The organism is Streptosporangium sp. NPDC002607 (assembly GCF_053592655.1).
In genome coordinates, this window is the sequence record NZ_JBSFWD010000017.1 from 38,412 (window position 1) to 61,278 (window position 22,867).

Here is a 22,867-nt window from a genome sequence, read left to right on the forward strand (position 1 = left end):
CTCGACCTTCAGGGAATAGCTGTGTGCGCTGGTGATGTTAGGCTGATAGCCGCACCAGGTGCCCCGCGTTGGGTGCGTGCTTGTCAGCCACACATCGCTGCATCATGTCTCACTCTGTGAGGCGTGATCGCCGCAGTGGCCTCCCCGAATCCGTCGCCTCCGAATGCTCCACATTCGGCTGGGGCAACGAAGAGGCGGCGTTTTAGGGGACATGCGCGTTCGATCTACCTCGACATCTGGTTGCCGGTAGCAATCCGGGGGGGTGTCCTCCAAGTCCCACCGTCGGCGATTCTCGATGGTGACGGCCTGGATCAACCCTTCTCCGACAGTGGCGGCGGCTCTCCATGGGCCGTCGAGGATCGCAACGTGCAACCCGACCCGGTCTGTCCCACCGGGTCGATCGCACCACCGGGACGATTGGCTGATCATGGCCACGCCCGACCCCTGGGAAGGACCCATTAGTGAGCGACACCACCGAACTCCTCTCCGACGTCACCGGCACGGCGCCGGCGTCCGGCGACACCCCCACCCGCCCCGCGGCCAAGCCGCGCCGTCGCTCCGGCACCGGCCTGTCCGCCATGGTGCTGCCCGAACTGCAGGCCATGGCCTCCGGTCTCGGCATCAGCGGGACAGGGCGGATGCGCAAGAGCCAGCTCATCGCGGCCATCCAGGAGAAGCAGGGCGTCTCCGCCGAGAGTGCCCAGGCTCCCGTCACCGCCAAGGAGACTCCGGCCGTAGCCGTCCCCGCAGCCGCGGCCGAGCCGGTCGTCGAGCGTCCGGCACGCACCCGCAGGGAACGTTCCCGCCCCGTCGTGGCCGCCGAGCCCGTTGTGGAGCAGGCGCCGCCCGCTCCCGATCCCGTGGCCGCCGTCGTCGCTCCCGAGCCTGTCGTGGAGCAGCAGACCATCGACGCCGTCCCGGCCGAGGGCCGCGGCGAGCGTGGCGAGAGCCGCCGCGAGCGCGGTGAGCGTCGTGGCCGTGGCGGCGAGCGTGGCGAGCGCGGCGAGCGCGTCAGCGACCGCCGCGAGCGTGGCGACAACCGCGGCGAGCGTGGCGACAACCGCGACAACCGCGGCGAACAGCGCGGCGACAACCGCGGCGAACAGCGCACCGACTCCCGCGCCGCCGACGCCGGCCAGAACCGTGGCGAGCGGGTCAACGACCGCGGTGAGCGCGGCGACCGCGGTGAGCGCGGCGACCGTGGAGACCGCGGCGACCGTGGCCCGCAGAACCGGGGGCCGCAGGACCGCAGCGACCAGCACGGCGTGGGCGACGACGACGACCGTCGCGGCCGTCGCGGCCGGTTCCGCGAGCGCAACCGCCGTGGCCGCGACCGCTTCGACAGCAACGAGCCCGTGGTGGGCGACGACGACGTGCTGATCCCGATCGCCGGAATCCTCGACATCCTCGACAACTACGCGTTCGTCAGGACCAGCGGTTACCTGCCGGGTTCCAACGACGTCTACGTCTCGCTGGCCCAGATCCGCCGCAACGGCCTGCGCAAGGGCGACGTCGTCACCGGAGCCGTCCGCCAGCCCCGCGACGGCGAGCGCCGTGAGAAGTTCAACGCGCTCGTCCGCCTGGACACGGTCAACGGCATGGACCCGGAGCAGGCGCGGCAGCGCCCTGACTTCAATAAGCTCGTCCCGCTCTACCCGCAGGAGCGCCTGCGCCTGGAGACCGAGCCGAACATCCTGACCACCCGGATCATCGACATGGTGGCGCCGATCGGCAAGGGCCAGCGTGGTCTCATCGTCTCCCCGCCCAAGGCGGGCAAGACGATGGTGCTTCAGGCGATCGCCAACGCGATCACCCACAACAACCCCGAGTGCCACCTGATGGTCGTCCTGGTGGACGAGCGTCCGGAAGAGGTCACCGACATGCAGCGGTCGGTGAAGGGCGAGGTCATCCACTCGACCTTCGACCGCCCGGCCGAGGACCACACCACGGTCGCGGAGCTCGCCATCGAGCGCGCCAAGCGCCTGGTGGAGCTGGGCCACGACGTGGTCGTGCTGCTCGACTCGATCACCCGTCTGGGCCGCGCCTACAACCTGGCGGCCCCGGCCTCCGGCCGCATCCTGTCCGGTGGTGTCGACTCCACCGCGCTCTACCCGCCGAAGCGCTTCTTCGGTGCCGCCCGCAACATCGAGAACGGCGGCTCGCTGACGATCCTCGCCACCGCGCTGGTCGAGACCGGCTCCAAGATGGACGAGGTCATCTTCGAGGAGTTCAAGGGCACGGGCAACCTGGAGCTCAAGCTCAACCGGCAGCTTGCCGACAAGCGGATCTTCCCCGCGGTGGACGTCGACGCGTCCGGCACCCGCAAGGAGGAGATCCTCATGGGCAAGGACGAGCTCCAGATCATCTGGAAGCTCCGCCGCGTGCTGCACGCCCTTGACATGCAGCAGGCTCTCGAGCTTCTCCTGGAGAAGATGAGGGAGACCAAGTCCAACGCGGAGTTCCTGCTCCAGGTGCAGAAGACGACCGTCAGCTCCGAGCGCGACTGACCGCTCACCGCACGTTGAACGCCCCGGCCCCTCAGGCCGGGGCGTTCGGCGTTTCCAAAGCGCTTGTCTGACCCGGGTCTTCGGGATATCCCTACTTCAGGACGCATTTTCGCGGACGACAGGGGGGCGCGTGACTGCCGAGACAGTGGTGAGCACGCCCGTGGTCAGGACGCCGCTCCGGCGGCGCGTGCCCTTCGGGCCGAACGGTCCCCTCGGCATGTTCGTCGACCCGATGACCTGGCGGGCCGTTCCCTACCTGCTGGTGAGCCTGTTCCACGGCCTCGCCTGGTTCGCGTTCCTCGCCTCGGTGATCCCGCTCTCCCTGGCGCTGGTGATCGTGTGGATCGGGCTGCCGCTCCTCGCCCTGACCATGCTGGCCTGGCGGGGGGTGGCGATGCTGGAGCGCCGGTTCCTCCGGCTGGCCTTCGGCGTCGACATCCCCAGCCCCTACCGGCCATCGGAGGGCGACAACCTGTTCCTGCGCTGGAAGGACATGTTCGTCGACCCCGCCACCTGGAAGGATCTGCTCTACCTGCTGTTGCTGCTGCCGATCGGGATCGGGGAGTTCACGGTCTCGGCGGTCCTGTGGACGCTCGGGCTCGGCCTGACCGTGGCGCCACTGCCTCTGCTGCTGGTGGGGGAGCCGATGACCCCCATCGGCGAGCTGCCGATCGACAGCGGGCCGAAGGCGCTGCTGTGCATGCTGATCGGGATCGGGTTCCTGCTCGCGGCCCTGTACGCGACCCGGGGGATGGCCTGGCTGCACGGCCTGCTCGGCGCCGCCCTGCTGGGCACGGGGGAGAAGAACCGGCTGGCGGCCCGCGCCGCGCACCTGCGGGCCAGCCGGGCCCGCGGGGTGGACGCGGCCGAGGCCGAGCGGCGCCGGATCGAGCGTGACCTGCACGACGGCGCACAGCAGCGGCTGCTGTCGGTGGCCATGGACCTGGGCCGGGCCCAGGCCAAGCTGGACTCCGACCCGACCGCGGCCCGGGAGCTCCTCGACCAGGCGCACAGGGGCACCAAGGCCGCCATCGCCGAGCTGCGTGACCTCGCCAGGGGCATCCATCCGGCGATCCTCACCGACAGGGGGCTGAACGCCGCCCTGTCGTCGCTCGCCGCGCGCGCGCCCGTACGGGTGGATCTGGCGGTGGAGGTCTCGCACCGGCCCCCGCCGGCGGTGGAGAGCATCGCGTACTTCGTCGTGGCCGAGTGCCTGACCAACCTGGCCAAGCACTCCGAGGCCACCGAGGCGTCCATCCGGGTCAGCCGGCAGGAGCAGCGGGTGATCGTCGAGGTCTACGACAACGGGGTCGGCGCCGCGGTGCCGCGGCCCGGAGGCGGTCTCGCCGGGCTGGCCGACCGGGCGGCGACCATCGACGGCACCCTGAGCGTCGACAGCCCGCTCGGCGGCCCCACGATGATCAGGGCCGAGCTGCCCTGCGAATGGTGAGGGCCTGAACACATGCGGGTGGTGATCGCCGAAGACTCGGTGCTGTTGCGCGAGGGGCTGGCCAGGCTGCTGGCCGACGGGGGCATCGAGACCGTCGGGGTCGTGGGCGACGGCCCGGGGCTGGTGGCCGCGGTCGTCGAGTACGATCCGGACCTGGCGATCGTCGACGTCAGGATGCCGCCGACGCACACCGACGAGGGACTGCGCGCGGCTCTGGAGGCCAGGAGCCGGCGGCCGAGGCTGCCGATCCTCGTGCTGTCGCAGTACGTCGAGGAGCAGTACGCCACGGAGTTGATCGGCGGTGGCGCCGCGGCGGTCGGCTACCTGCTCAAGGAGCGGATAGCGGACGTGGCCGAGTTCCTCGACGCGGTGCGCCGGGTGGCCGCCGGGGGAACGGTCATCGATCCGGAGGTGATCGGGCAGCTGCTGGGCCGCCAGCGCAGGGGAGATCCCCTGGAGTCGCTGACCGCGAAGGAGCGAGAGGTGCTGGCCCTGATGGCGGAGGGCCGTTCCAACGCCGCGGTCGCCGGGCGCATGCTCGTCACCGAGGGCGCCGTGGAGAAACACATCTCCGGCATCTTCGGCAAGCTCGGCCTGGAGCCCGCCACCGACGACCATCGCCGGGTTCTCGCCGTGCTCGCGTATCTGGGCAGGTGAACGCCCGCAGCCCCGGTCTCTCCAGGGCGGGGAATGTCTTGTGGCCTGGGATGGTTGCAGGATCTGGCACACTGGTAGCCGAACCGCAGCGGTTCCGGTTCCCGCCCGCGCGCACCTCGGTGTGCCAGCGCGCAAGCCTCATCGGCGAGAGACAGTGGCGACCCGGCGACCGCGTTTTGGAGAGGAAAAGACGACATGAAGCCCGACATCCACCCGGAGTACGTCGCCACTCAGGTGACGTGCACCTGTGGTAACTCCTTCACCACCCGCAGCACCGCCAAGAACGGCGTGATCCACGCCGACGTGTGCTCCGCCTGCCACCCCTTCTACACGGGCAAGCAGAAGATCCTGGACACCGGCGGCCGGGTGGCGCGCTTCGAGAAGCGCTTCGGCAAGAAGTCCACGGGCCAGTAGCCCCCATCCCGACGCCGGCTCGGAACAACCCTCCCGCGAAAGGGGGGTGCCCGAGTCGGCGTTCGTGGTGATGAGGCAGGCTTAGAAGGGCTTTCAAGGAAGGACGCACGGTGAACCTCGACGAGCTGCTCAGTGAGTACGCCGAGCTGGAACTCAAGCTCGCCGACCCCTCCGTGCACGCCGACCAGAAGCAGGCGCGCACCTTCGGCAGGCGCTACGCCGAGCTGACCCCGATCATCAACACCTACCGCGAGCTCGAGGGCGTCCAGGCGGACCTCGGGACGGCGAGGGAGCTGGCATCGGAGGACGAGGCGTTCGCGGAGGAGGCCAAGGAGCTCGAAGCGCGGGTTCCCGGGCTGGAGGAGAAGCTCAGGCACCTGCTCGTCCCGCGTGATCCCAACGATGACAAGGACATCATCATGGAGATCAAGGCGGGCGAGGGCGGCGAGGAGTCCGCGCTGTTCGCCGGGGACCTCCTGCGGATGTATCTGCGGTTTGCCGAGCGGATCGGCTGGAAGACCGAGCTCATCGACGCCACCCACTCCGACCTCGGCGGTTACAAGGACGTCACGATCGCCCTGAAGGCCAGGGGCGACGAGGGCGTCTGGTCGAGGCTCAAGTTCGAGGGCGGCGTGCACCGCGTCCAGCGGGTGCCGGTCACCGAGTCCCAGGGGCGCATCCACACCAGCGCCGCCGGGGTGCTGGTCTACCCGGAGGCCGAGGACGTCGACGTCCAGATCGACCCGAACGACCTCCGCATCGACGTCTACCGCTCCAGCGGTCCCGGTGGTCAGAGCGTCAACACCACCGACTCGGCCGTGCGGATCACGCACCTCCCGACCGGGGTGGTCGCCTCCTGCCAGAACGAGAAGAGCCAGCTCCAGAACAAGGAGTCGGCCATGCGCATTCTGCGGGCCCGCCTGCAGGCGATCGCCGAGGAGGAGGCCAACGCCGCCGCCATGGCCGAGCGCAAGTCCCAGATCCGCACCGTCGACCGCTCCGAGCGCATCCGCACCTACAACTTTCCCGAGAACCGCATCTCCGATCACCGCGTCGGTTTCAAGGCGTACAACCTCGACCAGGTGCTCGACGGGGATCTCACGGCCGTCATCCAGTCCCTGCTCAACGCTGAGATGGCGGAGAAGCTCGCCAACCATTCATAGAACGCGCCCATGACCTTTCTGCTGGACGAGATCGCCCTCGCCACCGCCCGGCTCGCCGAGGCAGGTGTGCCGTCGCCGCGCACCGACGCCGAGGAGATCGCCGCATGTGTGCACGGTGTACGGCGCAGTGAGCTGCACACCGTGAAGGACTCCGACTTCGACGCCCTGTTCTGGGAGGGCGTCGCCCGCAGGGAGTCCCGCGAGCCGCTCCAGCACATCACCGGGCGGGCCTACTTCCGCTACCTGTCCCTGGAGGTCGGGCCGGGGGTGTTCGTGCCGCGCCCGGAGACCGAGATCGTGGTGGGCTGGGCGATCGACAGGCTGCGGGAGATGGACGTCGCCTCGCCCGTGGTCGTGGATCTCGGCACCGGGTCCGGTGCCATCGCGCTGTCCATCGCCCAGGAGGTCGCGCTGGCCACCGTGCACGCGGTCGAGGTCGACCCGGACGCCTACGGCTGGGCCAAGCGCAACATCATCGAGCACGGTCAGGGCCGCGTCCACCTGCACCCGGAGGATCTGGCCGACGCCCTCTCCGAGCTGGACCACCAGGTCGACCTGGTGGTCTCCAACCCGCCGTACATCCCGCCCGGCGCGATCCCCCGTGACCCCGAGGTCCGCGACTACGACCCGCACCGAGCGCTGTACGGGTCGGGCAGCGACGGCCTCGACGAGGTCAGGGCCGTCGAAAGGACCGCCAGGCGCCTGCTGCGCCCCGGTGGCTTCGTCGCCGTGGAACACGCCGATCAGCAGGGCACCCCGGTCTATCTGATCTTCTCTGAGGAGAACGGCTGGCGCGACGTCCGCAGCCGCCAGGACCTGACGCGCAGGGACCGCTTCGTCACCGCCCGCTTCGGCCAGGAATAGGATGCACGCCGTGAGCGAGGGGATCCTGGCCGTCGGTGACGTGCCGGTGGACGAGGAGGTACGCGAATGCGCGTAGCGAGCGATCCTGAGGAGGCACAGTGAGCCGACGTTTTGACTGCATCGATGCCGAGCAGCGCGCCGCGGGCCTGGTAGAGGCCGCGTCCGCCCTGCGGCGGGGGGAGCTCGTGGTGCTGCCGACCGACACCGTCTACGGTATCGGCGCAGACGCCTTCGCACCCGCCGCGGTCACCGCCCTGCTGGAGGCCAAGGGCCGCGGCCGTGACATGCCGGTGCCCGTGCTGGTCGGGACCGTCCGGGCGGCCAACGCCCTGGTGGAGAACCTCGGTCCGTACGGCCAGGATCTCGTCGACGCCTTCTGGCCGGGGCCGCTCACGTTGATCTGCCGCGCGAACCGGTCGCTCTCCTGGGACCTGGGGGACGCCAAGGGCACCGTCGCCATCCGGATGCCGCTGCACGCGGTCGCCCTCGACCTGCTCAAGGAGACCGGCCCGATGGCCGTCTCCAGCGCCAACCGCTCCGGTGCCCCCGCCGCGACCAGCGCCGCCGACGCGGAGAAGCAGCTCGGCGACTCGGTGTCGGTCTATCTCGACGCCGGGCCGTGTGAGAGCGACACCCCTTCGACGATCCTGGACCTGACCACTGCGGTGCCCAGGTTGCTGCGGCGCGGGGCGGTCGCGGTGGAGAGACTGCGCGGCGTGATCGGCTACGTCGCCACCGACGCTGGTCCCGAGCCTGACGGTGGCACAGAGTCCGGCGGGTGAACGTGGACCCGAGCGTTCCCGTCCTTCTCGTCAAGATCGGGCACTACCCGCTTCACCACGGTGCGGTCGGCGTCGTGCGGACGCTGGGACGGCTCGGGGTCGCTGTTCACGTCATCGCCGAGGGTCGCCTGACCGCGGCGGCGCTCTCCCGTTACCGGGCCGGCCAGATCGTCTGGCCGACCACCGGGGCCGAGCCCGCTGAGCATCTTGTGCGGGGGCTGCGGGAGATCGCCGCGTCGCTGCCGGGAAGGGCGGTGGCCGTGGCGACGGACGACGAGGCGGCGATCCTGCTCGCCGAGCACGCGGAGATCCTGTCCGAGCACCTTCTGCTACCGCCGGTCCCGCGTGACCTGCCGCGCCTGCTGGCCAGCAAGCACGACATGTTCCGGCTGTGCCGGCGCCACGGCATACCGGTTCCGGAGTCACGGCTGATCACCTCGCTCGACCAGATCGACGAGATCGCCGGGGAGCTCACCTTTCCCGTCGTGCTCAAGAACTCCGAACCGTGGCTCCGGCTGGCCGCGCCGGCGGTCAGCCGTTCCACGGTGGTGGAGACGCCGGTGGAGCTGCGCGAGCTGGCCGCGACGTGGCCGGCCACGCCGTACACGCTCGTCCAGGAGTACCTGCCGCGCTCGGAGTCGACGGACTGGATCGCCCACGTCTGCTGTGACGCGCAGGGGAACGCGGTGGTCACCTTCACCGGGGTGAAGGTACGGTCGTGGCCGCCGCACGTGGGGGTGACGACGTACGCCTACTCGGTGGCGAACCCGGAGCTGGTGAGCCTGACCACCAGGCTCTGCAAGGAGACCGGCTACGCGGGCGTCGCCGATCTCGACTGGCGGCTCGACCACCGTGACGGAAAGTACAAGCTTCTTGATTTCAACCCTCGGGTGGGAGCGCAGTTCCGGCTTTTCGAAACCGACGCGGGGATCGACGTGATCCGGGCCCATTACCTGACGCTGACCGGCCAGGCGGTCCCGCCGGGAACACAGGTGGAAGGGCGCAGGATCATCGTCGAGAACCTGGACGTTCCTGCCCGGATCGCCTATCGACGCGCGACGCGCGCCTACCAGATCCCCGAGGGGGGCGGGAGGGAGTTCGCCTGGCTCGCCGCCGACGATCCCCTCCCGGGACTGGCCACGGCCGTCCGCAGCGCCCGTCCGATCGCGCGGCGGGTGATCGCGCGGCTCTCCGGCCGGAAACCGTCATTCATGTGAAGAAAATAATCACCTGTTGCTGATAGGAATCCTGGTCCGTATGTGACCCTGATGGCCCTGTCATCCGTCATCTACCGGGTGTTCGGCGCGGTGAGAGGACGACAGCGGAATGGTTACCCGACCGAGTGGGCCGCCGCGGGCGGCCGTCGTCCATCTGATCAGGCGGAACGCGTTCTTCGCCGGTGCCCTGGTGGCCGGGACGGTGGTCCGCGCGGGCATCACGGTGACCCAGCTTCCCGTGCTGGCCAAGAACGACAGTTACGCCTATATCGCGCTGGCCCTGCAGCCCCAGCCGCATGTGGTGCGGCCCAGCGGTTACCCGCTGTTCCTCTGGCTGCTCAAGCCGTTTCACAGCTTCACGCTGGTGGTCACGGTCCAGCACCTGCTGGCCCTGGTCTCGGTCACCGGTGTCTACGCGCTGCTGCGGCGGAGAACCTCGCTCCCCGGCTGGGGGGCGACACTTGTCGTCCTTCCCGTGATGTTCGGCGCGTGGCAGCTCAAGATGGAGAGCGCCATCATGAGCGAGGCGCTTTTCGTTCCGCTGACCATCGGGGCCGTGGTGGTGGTGCTCTGGTGGCGCTCGCCCCCCGCCTGGGCCGTCGCGCTCTCGGGGGTGCTCCTCGCCCTCGCCACGCTGGCCCGCGCGGCAGGGTTGCCGCTGATCCTGCTGGTGGTGGGATACCTGGTCGTCCGGCGCGTCGGCCCGCGCCCGGTCATCGCCTTCACGGTCGCGGCCGTCCTGCCGCTGGCCGGCTACGGGCTGTGGTTCCGGGCGTGGCACGGCAGCGTCGCGTTCACCCGGAGCAACGGGATCTTCCTCTACGGGAGGGTCATGGACTTCGCGGACTGCGAGAGGATGGCCCCTCCGATTCCCGAGCGGGGACTCTGCACGCAGGCACCGCCGGGAACCCGCCCGAAGTCGGACACCTACATCTGGTATCCGGGCACCCCCCTGCAGAGCATGGGCGTCGACGTCTTCAGCGAGGACGTCAACAACCTGGCGTCGAGCTTCTCCTGGCGGGCGATCCGTGAGCAGCCCCTCGACTTCGCCGCGACGGTCGCCAGGGACACCGGCGCCTTCTTCGCCGAACCCTGGATACCGATGCCGCCGACGGCCGAGGAACTGGGGTACGACTCCGGGGTCAACGCGACCTACGTGCCGGGAGCCGATCCGGTGCGGGACGTTCGCGCGTACGAGGGAGGGGATCTCCTGGTCGCCACGGCCCTGGGCCACGACGCGGTGGAGCCGCCCGCGCCCAGGGCGGCGGGTCTTTTGAAGGTGGAGGGATACGCGACGGGCCTGCTCCTCGGCGTGCTGCTGATGGCGGGCGCGGCCGGAGCGGTCAGGTGGAGGCGGCCCGAGATCGCCCTCCCCTGGGCCTTCGCGGTGGCGCTGCTGCTGATACCCGCGGCGACCTCGGTGTTCGATCGGCGCTACGCCCTTCCGGCCATCCCGCAGGCGCTGCTGGCCGTGGCCCTCCTCTGGAGGAGGGAGAAGGATTCGGAGCGGTCGCGTATTCCCAGGTGACAGGCCAGAGAACCAAGCTTGATGTGATTTTTGTTGTTTTTGGTGGACAGGTAAACGCATGATGCGGATCGCACGTCCTTCTTGTGCTTGTCCAGCAAGAAGGTGAGAGCGTATGAGTGCGACGTCGACCGAGCGCAGAGCGGAGCGCCCTCCGGCTGCCCCGCTCGTTCCGGGGAACGGGCGGAAGCGGTCGATCACACGCGTGCTCGTCGCGGGTGACCTCTGCTGTGCCCTGGTGGCCTATGCCGTGGTGCTGGGAGCCAGATGGTGGTGGGGCGGCTACGTCCCCTGGTTCGAGATGGTGTTCTCGGCGGGGCTGGTGATCGCCTGGCCGGTGGCGATGTCGTTCGTAGGGGCGTACCGAGGGCGGGTCCAGGCGGGTGGCCTGGAGGAGGTCCGCCTGGTGTTCAACGGTGGCCTGGGGCTGGCCGCGGTCGTCGCGATCGGTGCCTACATCACCAAGCTCATGATCGCCAGGAGCATCGTCATCGCCATGCTGCCCATGGCGATCCTGCTCACCCTCGCCTTCCGCCGCGCCCTGCGCCGGCACCTGCACAGGATGGACCCCCACGAGGCGGTCACGCGGGTCGTCGCGGTCGGGCACCAGGTGGCGGTGATGGACCTGGTGATGCAACTGCGTCATCAGCCCGGTTACGGCATGAGCGTGGTCGCCGCCTGCCTGCCCGAGGGGGCGGAGCTCGGATGCGTCCCCGACGTCGACGGGGTTCCGATCCTCGGCGACTTCACCAACGTGGCCGAGGTGGTGGCCAGGACGTCGGCGAACGCGGTGGCGGTCCTGGCCTGTCCTGAGCTGGACGGCGTGGCTCTGCGCAGGCTGGCCTGGAGCCTGGAGGTCACCGACACCGATCTGTTCGTCGCCCCGTCCCTGATGGACGTCGCCGGACCGCGGGTCAGCGTCCGCCCGGTCGCCGGCATGACACTGCTCCACGTGGACCACCCCTCTTTCGGAGGGATCAACCAGATCGTGAAGAACGTGTTCGACAGGGTGGTGGCCGCCGGGGTGCTGGCCGTTCTCGCGATCCCGATGTTGGCGATCTTCGTCGCGGTCCGGGCCACGAGCGACGGGCCGGCGCTGTTCAGGCAGACCCGGGTGGGGAAGGGCGGGCGCGAGTTCCAGATCCTCAAGTTCCGGACGATGGTGACCGGCGCCGACCGGCTGGGCGGCCTCGACATCGAGGCGGCGCTGCTCAAGATGCGGGACGACCCGCGCGTCACCCGGGTGGGAACGTTCCTGCGCCGGTACTCCCTCGACGAGTTCCCGCAGCTCGTCAACGTGGTCCGCGGGGAGATGTCGCTGGTCGGGCCACGCCCGCTGGTGCCCGCGGAGTTCGCCCTGTACGGCGCGGACATCCACCGCAGGCTGGTGGTCCGGCCGGGGATGACCGGCCTGTGGCAGGTCAGCGGACGCTCGGACCTCTCCTGGGAGGAGCGGATGCGGATGGATCTCCGCTACGTCGAGAACTGGTCACTGATCCTGGACCTGCAGCTGCTCTGGAAGACCTGGGGGGCCGTCGCGCGTGCCCGGGGAGCCTACTGACACCAACGGGCACTCAACGGATCTCGTCGACGGCGTTGGCACTGTCGCTCTCCCGGATGTAGTCGTCGACGCGGTCGTCCTGGATCGCCTGGCTGAGGGCCCGCACCTTCCGTGTGTCCAGGTACACGACGCTCTGCGAGCCCTCCATGCCGCTGCCCCGCACCGGCATGGTGGTGTACTGGAACCCGTCGGCGCCGGCCAGATCGAACAGCCGCGACCTGATGATCCCCGGGGTGACCCCCGAGTCGACGCTGATCGCCTTGGTCAGGGCGCGCAGCAGGTTGTTGACCTTCACGGGGTTGGCGAGGGTCTCGGCGCTGAGCACCTTGCCGGCGATGGAGTGCAGCAGCGCCTGCTGACGCTTGATCCGGTCGAGGTCCCCGCCGGGGAGGTTGACGCGCTGGCGGACGAACTGCAGGGCCTTCTCGCCGTCGAGGTGCTGGCGGCCGGCCTTCCAGGTGACGCCGCTGAGCGGGTCCCGGACGGTCTCCGTCACCTCGACGTCGACCCCGCCTATCGCGTCGGTGGCCGCGGAGAACCCCTGGAAGTCGATCGCGGCGTAGTGGTCGACGCGGACACCGGTGAGCTTCTCGACCGTCTTGATCAGCAGGGCGGGGCCGCCCCAGGAGAAGGCGGCATTGATCTTGGCTCTGCCCTTCCCGGGAATGGCGACCCACGAGTCCCGCGGGATCGAGATCACGCTGATCCGGTTCCCGGCGTCGGCGAGGTGGATCAGCATGATCGTGTCGGTGCGCTGCTCGCCGGGGCGCCACAGCCGGGTCCTCGCGTCCTTGCCGGTGGTCGTCCTCTCCGAACGCGTGTCGGTCCCGACGAGCAGCCAGTTCTCACCCACCCCCAGCTCGGCGGGGGGCCGATCGGCCTCAGCGGTGGGGATGGCGTCGGGAATGCGCACGATGTCGCTGTCGAGGCTGCTCTGGAAGACGTAGAGCGTTCCAGCGGTACAGGCACCCATCAGGATTCCGGCGGTTCCGGTGATCAGCAGGAGGCGGAGGGCGCGATGCATCGGGGGTGCCCCTATCGAGTCAGACATACCAAAAGAAGTGCCATGCAACCTGCGATACCTTATGTCGCGCTGGTGGCAGTTAGCACGGTCAACTCGTTCATCACTCGCGTCACGGAGGTCTTGGTGGGGCTTGACGCCGTGAAGCGGCCCGCGCCCGGCGGCACCCGCCCCGGGCAGGCGGTGCGGGTGCTCCATGTGACCGAGTGCTGGGGCAGCGGGGTGGCCAGCGCCGTCCACGCCTACGTCGAGGCCACACCGGACCACGAGCACTGGCTGCTGATGGCGCACGACGCGGCCGACCCCCTGCTGGGCGAGGATCGCCTGCTCAAGGGGGTCAGGGTCTTCTCCGACGGACACCTGGCGAGGATCCGCGACGTGGCCGCCGCCTACCGGGAGATCCGTCCCGACATCGTGCACGCCCACTCCTCCTACGCGGGCTTCTACGTCCGCTCCTGCCCGCCGGTTCCCACCGGGCGGATCGTCTACAGCCCGCACTGCTACGCCTTCGAGCGGACCGATGTCGCGCTTCCCGTCCGGTACGGCTTCCGCCTGGCCGAGACGCTGCTCGCCTCGCGTACCGGCGTCGTGGCGGCGGTGAGCCCGAGGGAGGCCGAGCTCGCGGCCCGGCTCCGCGGCGGCCAGCGCGTGGTCTACGTCCCCAACGTCGTCCCCGAGACCCCGGCGGCGGTGGAACCGCGGGAGCCCGGGGACCGGCCGGGCCTTGTCGCGGTCTCGGTCGGCCGCGTCTGCGCGCAGAAGGACCCCGCCTTCTTCGCCGCCGCCGCCCGCGCGAGCGACGAGTCCATCAGGTGGGTCTGGATCGGCGACGGAGACCCCGCCCTGCGCCGTGTCCTTCAGGACGCCGGGGTCGTCGTGACGGGCTGGCTCGCCCGCGAGGAGGCGCTGGCCCTGCTCGGCACCGCGGACGTCTACGTCCACACGGCGAGCTGGGAGGGCGCCCCGATCTCCGTGCTGGAGGCGGTCGGAGCCGGCCTGCCCGTGGTGGCGAGGGACATCCCGGCGCTGCGCAGCCTGGGCGTACCCGACCTGGTGACGACACCGGCCGGGTGCGCGCGGGCGGTGGCCGACCTCGGGGACCGCCCGCGGCGCGAGGAGGCGGTACGGAGGCTCGCCGGCGCGCTGGCGGGGCAGCACACCTCCGGGCTCCAGGCGGACCGGCTCGCCCACGCCTACACGCTCGTCACGGGGGCGGCGTGAGGGTCGGGGTGAGCGGTAAGGTGCTACGCCGGAACGTGGGAGGAAACACCTCCTACACGCGGACCCTCTACACCGCGCTGGCACCTTTCGGGATCGAGTGCGAGGCCCTCGTCCCGCCGGGCGACGGGTTCGGAGGAGCGGTCAGGCAGCTCGCCTACGCCGCCGCCGACGGCCTGCTGTGGCCGGCCCGCCCGGGAGGGGCCGACCTGCTGCACTTCCCGGCCGACACCGGGGCGCTGATCGGCTCCCGGGTACCGATCGCGGCCACGGTGCACGGCGTCGAGGACGCTCCCGTCCCCGGGCTGGCCCGCGCGCTCTGGAAGCGCACCTGGCTGGCCAGGGTCGGCAGGCTCACCGAGGTCGCCGGCGCGGTCATCACCGTCTCGCGCCATTCGGCCGGCGAGATCGGCAGGGTCTTCCGCGTCCCCGCGGCCCGCGTCCACGTGATCCCGCACGGGCTGGACGCCGGTCGTTTCCACCCCCGGGAGGCCGGCGACGACGCCCTCCTCGAACCCCTGCGGCTGCCCGGCAGGTTCGTGCTGTACCTGGGGAACCTGGACCCCCGCAAGAACGTCACGGCCCTGGTCGAGGCGACCGCGCGCCTGGGCGTCCCCCTGGTGGTCGCCGGAGGCGGGTTCCTCGGGTCGGGCCAGGTCGAGCGGGCACTGGCCGGGGCGCCGCACGCCCGCTACCTCGGCCAGGTACCGCACGAGTTGGTGGCGCCCCTGATGAGGGCGGCCACGGTGTTCGCCTTCCCCTCAGGTCACGAGGGTTTCGGGATGCCGGTGCTGGAGGCCATGGCCTGCGGCACCCCGGTGGTGACCTCCGACCGGGCGGCGCTGCCCGAGGTCGCGGGTGACGCCGCCGTACTCGTATCCGATCTTGACGCGCGCGGCATCGCGGCGGGTCTGGAGACCGTCCTGTCCGACGACCGCGCCGCGGCGGATTTGCGGGCCCGGGGGATCGCCCGGGCCGCTCTGTTCTCCTGGGAGGAGTCCGCGCGGCGCCACGCCGAGGTGTTCACGGCCCTGGTCGAGAGCGGAGGTACCCGGGCGTGAGCACCTCGCGGTTGCCGCTGCGCGAGGGCGCCTGGTGGCTCCACCCGGCCTGGACGGCGATGCTCGCCACCATCCCCGGGCTGCTGGCCGTCTGGCTGATCGGGGACGACAGCTTCCGGGAGTGGTGGCGGACGCCGAAGATCTTCGACGACGGCAAGGTGCTCACCGTCGTGGTGTTCATCGGCGTCTTCGTCGTGGGCTGCATGCTGCCGTCGCTGTCCAGGCCGGTTCGGGCCACCGACATACCGGTCAACGCGCGCCAGCGCCGGGTCCTGCTCCTGGCCGGCCGGGCGGCAGCCGCGCTCACCGTGGTGGGATACGCGGCCTGGCTGGCCTCGGCGGTCTCGAGCGGGCTCAGCCTCGCCGACCTCGTGAAGGTCTTCTCGCTGAGCCCGGGCTCCGCGGACGCGGTCAAGGACGAACTCGCCACCATCGGCGGGGTGACCACGCTGACCCAGCTGGGACCGCTGGCCATGGTCTGCCTGCTGCTTGAGCGGAGGCTCGGCGGTGGCTCGCACACCGCGATGTTCGTGATGCTCACCGGGTTGACGCTGGCGCGGGTGGTGCTCAACTCCGAGCGGCTCGCCCTGATGGAGATCGCGCTCCCGGTCCTCGCGCTGATCTCGACGCTGCGGCCCGGCGACGGGCGGCGCCACCACCGCTGGCTGTGGGCAGGGCTGCCGCTGCTCGCCCCGTTCGCCCTGGTGACGCTCTTCGGCACCTTCGAGTACGTGCGCAGCTGGTCCCACTACTCCGCGATCGTCCAGATCGACTACTCCGAGTTCGTGCTGCGCAGGCTGACCGGCTACTACGCCACGGCGTACAACAACTCCGCCATCGTGGTCGACCGCATCGGCCCCGGCCTCGTCTGGCCGTACTACACGGTGGGGTTCCTGTGGAACTTCCCCGGCCTGTCGGCGCTGCTGACCCCGGAGTCCGTGCTGGGTTTCCACCCCGCCCGGGTCTGGCCCGGCCTGCTGTGGCAGTTCGGCAACCCCGAGTACAACAACACGGGCGGCATGCTCGCCCCCCTCGCCGACTACGGGCTGGCGGGCGGCATGCTCTTCTGGGCCGGGACGGGGCTGGCGGTCGGCCTCTGCTACCGCTGGATGCGCTCGGGGGAGATCCGGGGCCTGATCCTCTACCCGCTGCTGTACGTGGGCCTGGTCGACCTGGCCAGATACTTCTACTGGGGTGAGGGCCGGGCCTTTCCCACGCTGCTCGGCGCCGTCGTGCTGGCCATGTTGCTGCACCGCCGCCGGGACCCCGGGGAGGAGAGGTGACCGCGGCGCGCCGGGGGCTGTGGACCCTCGCCGACCATGTGATCTGCAGCGGGAGCAACTTCGCCCTCATGATCCTGGTCGCCGGCAACGTCCCGGTCGTCACCCTGGGAGAGTTCGCACTCCTCTACGGCTTCTACGTGGTGGTCGTGGAGCTGTCGCGGGCGGCGGTCAGCGAGCCGCTCCTGGTCAGGCGGCCCGAGGGAGACGCCGCGGTGCGCCGGGCGCTGGCGGACAGCTCAGGCTCCGCGGCCGTGTTCGGTGCCCTCGCCGGGGTGCTGCTGCTCGCCCTGTCCCCCTTCCTGATCGGCGCGCACTGGCGCTCGGCCGTGGTGCTCGCCGTGCTGCTGCCGGCGCTGCTGATCTGGGACGCGCTCAGGCTGGCGTTCATCGCGATCGGATGGCAGCGTCGCGCGGTGCTGGTGGACGTGGTGGGCGGGGTGGTTCAGGTCTCGGCGGCGTTCGCCGCGCTCACCGTGGAGGTGAGCCTGAGCTGGCTGGTCGCCGGCTGGGGGTTCGGCGGCCTGGTCGCCGCGTGTCTGGCGGCCGCCCAGGCCAGGACGCTGCCCCGGCTCGGAGCGCCGCGCCGCTGGTTGAGGGAGTACGGCACGCTGGTCCGGCCCTACTTCGTGGAGACCGGGGCGCTCTCCCTGGCGGGCTATGCCGTACTGATCGTCCTCGGGCACATCGCGGGGCCGGCGGCGGTGGGGGCCTGGCGGGCCGCGCTGACGCTGTTCGGCCCGGCGAACGTGGTGATGGCGGCCGGTCGGGTCGCGGCCGTCAGCGAGCTTTCCCGGCTCAGGACCGCGGGCCCCGGCCGGATGCTCCGCTCGGCGGCCGTGGTCGGGCTGCTGTGCGGGGTCGTGGGCGCCGTGGCCGGTGCCATCGCCGCCTTCCTGCCGGACTCCGTCGGCCATGCCCTGCTCGGCGAGTCCTGGGCGGACGTGGGGCCGCTCGTCCCCGCCTTCACCGCCCTGCTCGTGATCGAGGGGATCGGTCTCGGACCCTACGGTGTGCTGCGCGCCATGGAACGGGTCCGGACGCTGTTCGTCCTGAGGGTTTCCGTGGCGGCGGGACGCGTGCTCGCGGTCAGCGCGGGGGCGGCACTGGCCGGCGCCGCCGGCGCGGCCACGGCGAGCTCGCTGATCGAGGCCACCGGGTTCCTGGTCGCCATGGCTCTTCTCGCGGCGGTCCTCACCACCGCGCCTTTCCGAACGTCGCACGTGACCCCCCAACAGTCGAGAGAGCACCCGTGAACGCCAGAGAGCTGATCGCCGGAGCCCGCAGGAACCTGCTGCTCGTCATCCTGCTCGCCGTCCTCGGCACGGGGACCGGACTCGGGATCGGCCTGCTGCAGCCGAAGGAGTACAGGACCACGACGACACTGTTCGTCTCCATCGCGCAGGGCGGCCAGTCCAGCATCGACCAGAGGTACCAGGGCACCCTGTTCACCCAGGAGAGGGTGCGCTCCTACGCCGCGCTGGTCACCACCCCGGTGGTGACCAGGTCGGTGGTCAGGACCCTCGGGCTGTCACTGAAGCCCGAGGAACTGGCACAGAGGCTGGAGGTGGACGTCCCGGTCGACACCGTCCTGCTCAACATCACCGCCAGGTACGGCGACGCCGAAGCCGTGGCGAGGATCGCCAACGCGGTGACCACCCGGCTCGTCGCGGTGGTCGCGGACCTGGAGACACCTGATCTGGACCAGGGCTCGGCGATCCGCGTCAAGGTGGTCAGGGACGCGGCGGTGCCGGAGCGGCCGAGCAGCCCCAGGATCGTCCTGGACGTGGTGCTGGGATTCGCGCTGGGACTCGTCGGGGGCGTCGGCGCGGGCGCCCTGCGCGAGGCGCTCGACACCCGGATCCACAGCGAGGCCGATCTCGCGAGGCTGAGCGACCAGCCCCTGCTGGCCATGGTTCCCAAGGATCCCGACGCCCAGGCCGCCCCGCTCGTCGGCGATCGTTTCAGCTCACGCGCCGAGGCGTACCGCAAGCTGCGCACCACCCTGCGCTTCGTCGGCGTCGACCAGCCCGCCAAGGTCTTCCTGATCACCAGCCCGCTCCCCGGCGACGGGAAGTCGACGACCGCGGTCAACCTGGCGGCGGCCCTGGCGGCCGAGGGTGCCCAGGTGGCCCTGGTCGAGGTCGACCTGCGCAGGCCGAAACTCGCCGACATGCTCGGGCTCGTCGGCGAGGCGGGTCTGACCAGCGTCCTGACCGGGAGGGCCGAGCTGGCCGATGTCGCCCAGTCGACGGCGGGACCGCACCGGATCACCGTGCTCACCAGCGGCCCGCTGCCGCCCAACCCCAGCGAGCTGCTGGGCACCCAGCGCATGCGGGACCTGCTGCGGCGGCTCGCACAGGGCTTCGACTACGTCATCCTGGACGCCCCGCCGCTGCTGCCCGTCACCGACGCGGCGGTGCTCGCGCCGGAGGCGGACGGGACCATCCTGGTGACGCGGGCCAAGAAGACCAGGCGCGACGATCTGCGTGAGGCACTGACGGCGCTGGAGGGGGCCAGGGGCCGCGTCGTGGGACTGGTCTTCAACTGCGGGACGGCCACCAGGTCCGACCGGTACGGCCCGTACGTGCGCGACACCGCCAAGCCCCAGCTGGGTGACACCTTCCAGGATCGGGAGCAGCCTGCCGTGGTGCGGCGGCCGAGGAGAGGAGACCCGCCGCTCAGCGGGGACCGAGCAGTTCCCCCAGGGCGCGGCTGAGCGAGTCGCCGATCACCCGGGAGCACTCCTCGTACTCCCTCGGCGGCCCACCGTACGGATCGGCGATCTCGACCGATGGATGGCGGCCAGGGGTACCCCGGCGCCTGGCGGCGGTCCTGACCACGGCGTGCGCACGCCCGACGGTGTCGGAGCGGTGGCGGATTTTCCGGCCCGCCGACAGATGGGCGAACTCGCGGAGGGTGAAGGTCCGGTGGATCGCGGTCGGATCCATCGTCACCGCCGTGCCGCGTTGCCCCGTCTCCATGGTGAGGATGAGATCCGCGTCGCCGACCAGGGCGCCGTCCAGCGGTCGCGAGAGGTGCTCGGAGCCGTCCAGGCCGAGGTTTCTCAGCGTGTCGAGCGCGTACGGAGCCATGGGGTGCCCCGCTCTGGCGTGGGTGCCCGCGCTCGACACGAGGATCGGGCAGGAGGAGAACCGGAGCATCGCCTTGGCTATCGCCTCGGCCATCGGAGAGCGGACGATGTTCGCCGTACAGACGATCAGAATCCGGAAGTCCTCTCTCACCTCGTCTATTTTAGCGGTGAGCCTGGAGATCGATACCGAAGCGGTCCTTGAGAATGCCTCGAATGTTGGGGTAGGTCTTGTTCATCCGATGCGCCAGCACCCGGCCGTGCAACCCCGCGGATCTCGTCTCGTCGAAGGGCTCGATGCGCGGCATCGCGAACAGACCCGCGTGCTCGGTGTGCCAGAGGGCGCAGGCGTAGCCGAACCCCGCCTCCGCGACCGCCTCCACCTCGCGGGCGCCGTGCTGCCCGTACGGGTAGCAGAAGCCGCCGACCTCCTCACCGGTCAGGTCCTCCAGCATCGTCCTGCTCGTCACGAGTTCCTCGGCCAGCCGCCGGTCGCCGTCCACGGCCGGCAGCCGGGGATGGGTCAGCGAGTGCGAGCCGATCTCCATGCCCGCGGCGGCCACCTCGCGAAGCTGCTCGCGGGTCATCACGTCCCGGGGGACTCCGGGATCCCAGGAACTGTCGCCGCCCACGTGGCCCGCGACGACGAACACCGTGGCGGTGAAGCCGTACTCCGCCAGGGTGGGCACGACGGTCGTGGCGAAGTCGGCGTAGCCGTCGTCGAAGGTGAGCCCGACGTGCCCGGCGGCCTGGCCCCTGGCCTCGGCGGCGCGCAGCTCACGCATCGTGACCCCGCGCAGCCCGCGGTCGCGCAGCCAGCGCATGTGGCGTTGGAAGCTGGCCGGAGAGACCGTGATCCGGAGCGGGTCCCGACTGAATTCGGCCACGGAATGATAAACCCATACCATCGGCGATTTGTTCACGTGAATCATCCCGGGAGGCTCCAATCGCATCTCTTTGCGCTGGCCTACCATATCGGCGTGAATTCCACTCCACGGGTCGCTCTGGTCGTCACGACGATCGGTCGGCCCGAGACCCTCGACCGCCTGCTCCGCTCGGTGCTTGAGCAGAGCCTCCCGGCCACCGAGATGATCGTCGTCGACCAGAGCGGCGGAACGGGGACCGCGGAGGTCGTCGAGCGCTGGCGGGAACGGCTGCCGGTCCGGCGGGTGACCACGCCGCGAGGGCTGTCCGCGGGGCGCAACGCCGGGGTGGCGACGCTCGGGGACTACGACATCGTGGGCTTCCCCGACGACGACACCTGGTACGCCCCCGACACCCTGGCCAGGGTGTGCGAGGCGATCGGCGGGCACGGGGTCGTCTCCGGCATGCTGCTCGACGCGGCGGGGCAGCCGACCCAGCTGGCCTTCGGCGCCGAGCCGGCCGTCCTCGACGGCGCCACCGTGTGGTCCCAGGCCATCGAGGCGACCTGTTTCTACACGGCGGGCTTCATGGGGGCGGTGGGCTCCTTCGACGAGGGGCTCGGAGCGGGCTGCCCGACGCCCTGGCAGTCGGGGGAGGGCACCGATCTGCTCCTGCGCGGGCTGCGGGACGGCTGGTCGATCGCCTACCACCCACGCGTCATCGTCTACGAGGACAACCCCTTCGTTCCCGCGGCCGGTACCAGAGAGTTCCGCCGCAGGGCACGCCACGTCGCGCGGGGGACAGGCAGGGTGTACCGCAGGCACCATGGCTGGGGGGCCCGGCTCAGGGTGCTGGCCAGACCGCTCGGCGGCGCGCTGCTGAGCGTCGCCCGCGCACGTTGGGCGGACGCGGGCTGGCACCTCCAGCGCCTGATCGGACGGTTGGAGGGCATCACGGGGATCCTGCTTCCCGTCCGGCGTCACGTCCACTCCAGGACGTGATCTCCTTAGGGCTCCCGCGCCCGGCGCCGCGCGGCCCATGTCCATGATCCATGCCATCTGATTATCACCGTGACGCGGGGCGCTCTCCCCGGTACCTTGAAGTGGGCCGACACTTCCGGGAGACGTCCATGGGCAAGTTCGAAGGAATGGACCCCAAGCTGGTCCGCGATCTGTTGTCCGAGGTGCGGCGGGCGGCCGATCAGATGCGGAACGTCGAGGGCAAGGTCACCCAGCTGATGAGCGGGGCCGGCCTGTCCTCGCAGTCGACCCACAGACCCGTCCAGATCGCCGACGCGTGCGACGTGATGGTCCGTGACGTCTCCGCTCGCGTGGCGTTGCTGGAGAAGAGGATCAACCAGAACGCGACGGCACCTCCCGCCGAGCCCAAGACCGGGGACACGAAGCCTGACAGCGGCGCGGCGGGCGATGACGCGAAGCCCGAGACCCCGAAGGCCGACGGCCTCAAACCGGCGGTCGGAGCGGACGACAAGCCTCGCGTCGGTGACCAGTCGGCCGGGAGCACCCAGCGTGACGATCCGAAGGACTCCCCCAAGCCGGAGCCTCCGAAGGGCGACGAGACCAAGCCCGAGACGGGCTCGAAGGGTGACGAGGGCAAGCCGGAGGCGGGCTCGAAGGGTGACGAGACCTCCCCGAGGGACGGTTCGAAGGAGACGCCGAAGCCGGAGGCGTCCGGGGCCGACGACCGGAAGCCGGACACGGGTTCGAAGGGTGACGAGACCTCTCCGCGCGAGGGAGACTCCCCCAAGGAGAACGTCAAGCCGGTTGACACCGCACCGCGCGAGACCCCGAAGCCGGATCCCGTACCGGAGGCGCCTAGGGCTGAGGACCCGCCGCGTGAGGCTCCGAAGCCGGATCCCGTACCGGAGGCGCCTAGGGCTGAGGACCCGCCGCGCGAGACTCCGAAGCCGGATGCCACGCCCACGCCGGAGGCGCCCAGGGCTGAGGACTCGCGGCCGGAGCCGCCGAGGGTCGAGGATTTGAAACCCGCGGTTCCCGGGCCCGGTGAGGGGCCTCAGGACGGGGGACGGCCGGTTGACGACGTGCCACGCCAGACGCCCGAGGCCCCTGGCCCGGATGCCACCACCGTGCCGGAGATGCCCAGAGCCGATGACACGCAGCCGGAGATCGTCAATGTGAACGACACGATGCCTGGCGGGGAGGATTCCGACC

Annotated in this window: 19 protein-coding genes and 1 pseudogene; 17 read left to right on the forward strand and 3 right to left on the reverse strand. The window is 70.7% G+C overall.

The genetic code is table 11. The features are described from left to right. The first annotated feature begins 461 nt into the window (after positions 1-461). The 10 genes from rho (at position 462) to ACWD3H_RS20430 (ending at position 12,140) form a co-directional block, all read left to right on the forward strand. A complete protein-coding gene (rho, locus tag ACWD3H_RS20385; RefSeq protein WP_451956081.1) occupies positions 462-2,507 on the forward strand; it encodes a transcription termination factor Rho in 2,046 nt (681 codons plus the stop codon). A 130-nt stretch (positions 2,508-2,637) separates the two neighbouring features. After that, complete coding sequence (locus tag ACWD3H_RS20390) at positions 2,638-3,957, forward strand: sensor histidine kinase (RefSeq protein ID WP_350924641.1); 1,320 nt, start codon at positions 2,638-2,640, stop codon at positions 3,955-3,957. 12 nt (positions 3,958-3,969) lie between these two features. Beyond that, a complete protein-coding gene (locus ACWD3H_RS20395; protein WP_451956082.1) occupies positions 3,970-4,614 on the forward strand; it encodes a response regulator transcription factor in 645 nt (214 codons plus the stop codon). Positions 4,615-4,809: 195 nt separating this feature from the next. Next, positions 4,810-5,028, forward strand: a complete 219-nt coding sequence (gene rpmE / locus ACWD3H_RS20400) for a 50S ribosomal protein L31 (RefSeq protein ID WP_343975689.1) — start codon at positions 4,810-4,812, stop codon at positions 5,026-5,028. Between the two features lie 110 nt (positions 5,029-5,138). Continuing rightward, positions 5,139-6,191, forward strand: coding sequence for a peptide chain release factor 1 (prfA, locus tag ACWD3H_RS20405; RefSeq protein ID WP_451956083.1), 1,053 nt, complete (start codon positions 5,139-5,141; stop codon positions 6,189-6,191). Between the two features lie 9 nt (positions 6,192-6,200). Continuing rightward, a complete protein-coding gene (prmC, locus tag ACWD3H_RS20410; protein WP_355549863.1) occupies positions 6,201-7,055 on the forward strand; it encodes a peptide chain release factor N(5)-glutamine methyltransferase in 855 nt (284 codons plus the stop codon). Between the two features lie 98 nt (positions 7,056-7,153). Further along, positions 7,154-7,837: an L-threonylcarbamoyladenylate synthase gene (locus ACWD3H_RS20415; protein WP_355549865.1), complete on the forward strand. Its 684-nt coding sequence runs from the start codon at positions 7,154-7,156 to the stop codon at positions 7,835-7,837. Next, complete coding sequence (locus ACWD3H_RS20420) at positions 7,834-9,054, forward strand: carboxylate--amine ligase (RefSeq protein ID WP_451956084.1); 1,221 nt, start codon at positions 7,834-7,836, stop codon at positions 9,052-9,054. The genes ACWD3H_RS20415 and ACWD3H_RS20420 overlap by 4 nt, the downstream gene beginning before the upstream one ends. A gap of 109 nt (positions 9,055-9,163) precedes the next feature. Continuing rightward, positions 9,164-10,582, forward strand: coding sequence for a hypothetical protein (locus ACWD3H_RS20425; protein ID WP_451956085.1), 1,419 nt, complete (start codon positions 9,164-9,166; stop codon positions 10,580-10,582). A 112-nt stretch (positions 10,583-10,694) separates the two neighbouring features. Further along, entirely contained in the window at positions 10,695-12,140 is a 1,446-nt protein-coding gene (locus tag ACWD3H_RS20430; RefSeq protein WP_355549871.1) for a sugar transferase, read from the forward strand. A 13-nt stretch (positions 12,141-12,153) separates the two neighbouring features. On the opposite strand, the gene ACWD3H_RS20435 is transcribed toward ACWD3H_RS20430, so the two are convergent. After that, positions 12,154-13,164 carry an LCP family protein gene (locus tag ACWD3H_RS20435; protein ID WP_355549873.1) on the reverse strand — a complete coding sequence of 337 codons (1,011 nt, stop codon included), beginning with the start codon at positions 13,162-13,164 and terminating at the stop codon, positions 12,154-12,156. Positions 13,165-13,287: 123 nt separating this feature from the next. Here ACWD3H_RS20435 and ACWD3H_RS20440 point away from each other — a divergent pair, with 123 nt between their 5' ends. Genes ACWD3H_RS20440 through ACWD3H_RS20460 form a run of 5 tightly spaced genes read left to right on the forward strand, consistent with a single transcriptional unit; the run spans position 13,288 to position 19,439 of the window. Further along, positions 13,288-14,382, forward strand: coding sequence for a glycosyltransferase family 4 protein (locus tag ACWD3H_RS20440; protein ID WP_451956086.1), 1,095 nt, complete (start codon positions 13,288-13,290; stop codon positions 14,380-14,382). A 35-nt stretch (positions 14,383-14,417) separates the two neighbouring features. Next, complete coding sequence (locus tag ACWD3H_RS20445) at positions 14,418-15,440, forward strand: glycosyltransferase family 4 protein (protein WP_451956087.1); 1,023 nt, start codon at positions 14,418-14,420, stop codon at positions 15,438-15,440. Beyond that, a complete protein-coding gene (locus tag ACWD3H_RS20450) occupies positions 15,437-16,723 on the forward strand; it encodes an O-antigen polymerase (protein WP_451956088.1) in 1,287 nt (428 codons plus the stop codon). The genes ACWD3H_RS20445 and ACWD3H_RS20450 overlap by 4 nt, the downstream gene beginning before the upstream one ends. Further along, positions 16,720-17,976, forward strand: a complete 1,257-nt coding sequence (locus tag ACWD3H_RS20455; RefSeq protein WP_451956089.1) for a hypothetical protein — start codon at positions 16,720-16,722, stop codon at positions 17,974-17,976. Before ACWD3H_RS20450 ends, ACWD3H_RS20455 begins: the two co-directional genes overlap by 4 nt. Beyond that, positions 17,973-19,439, forward strand: coding sequence for a polysaccharide biosynthesis tyrosine autokinase (locus tag ACWD3H_RS20460; RefSeq protein WP_451956090.1), 1,467 nt, complete (start codon positions 17,973-17,975; stop codon positions 19,437-19,439). The genes ACWD3H_RS20455 and ACWD3H_RS20460 overlap by 4 nt, the downstream gene beginning before the upstream one ends. Here ACWD3H_RS20460 and ACWD3H_RS20465 read toward each other — a convergent pair. Next, positions 19,402-19,965, reverse strand: coding sequence for an arsenate reductase/protein-tyrosine-phosphatase family protein (locus ACWD3H_RS20465; protein WP_355549885.1), 564 nt, complete (start codon positions 19,963-19,965; stop codon positions 19,402-19,404). The two genes, ACWD3H_RS20460 and ACWD3H_RS20465, sit on opposite strands and share 38 nt — an antisense overlap. Positions 19,966-19,975: 10 nt before the next feature. Then, the gene (locus tag ACWD3H_RS20470) at positions 19,976-20,698 is read right to left on the reverse strand and encodes a polysaccharide deacetylase family protein (RefSeq protein ID WP_451956091.1); all 723 of its coding nucleotides are present in this window, start codon (positions 20,696-20,698) and stop codon (positions 19,976-19,978) included. Between the two features lie 93 nt (positions 20,699-20,791). On the opposite strand from ACWD3H_RS20470, the gene ACWD3H_RS20475 reads away from it, so the two are divergent. Both ACWD3H_RS20475 and ACWD3H_RS20480 read left to right on the forward strand, forming a co-directional pair. Continuing rightward, positions 20,792-21,676 carry a glycosyltransferase family 2 protein gene (locus ACWD3H_RS20475; RefSeq protein ID WP_451956092.1) on the forward strand — a complete coding sequence of 295 codons (885 nt, stop codon included), beginning with the start codon at positions 20,792-20,794 and terminating at the stop codon, positions 21,674-21,676. A 128-nt stretch (positions 21,677-21,804) separates the two neighbouring features. After that, a pseudogene (locus ACWD3H_RS20480) lies at positions 21,805-22,867 on the forward strand (hypothetical protein); the annotation flags it as partial.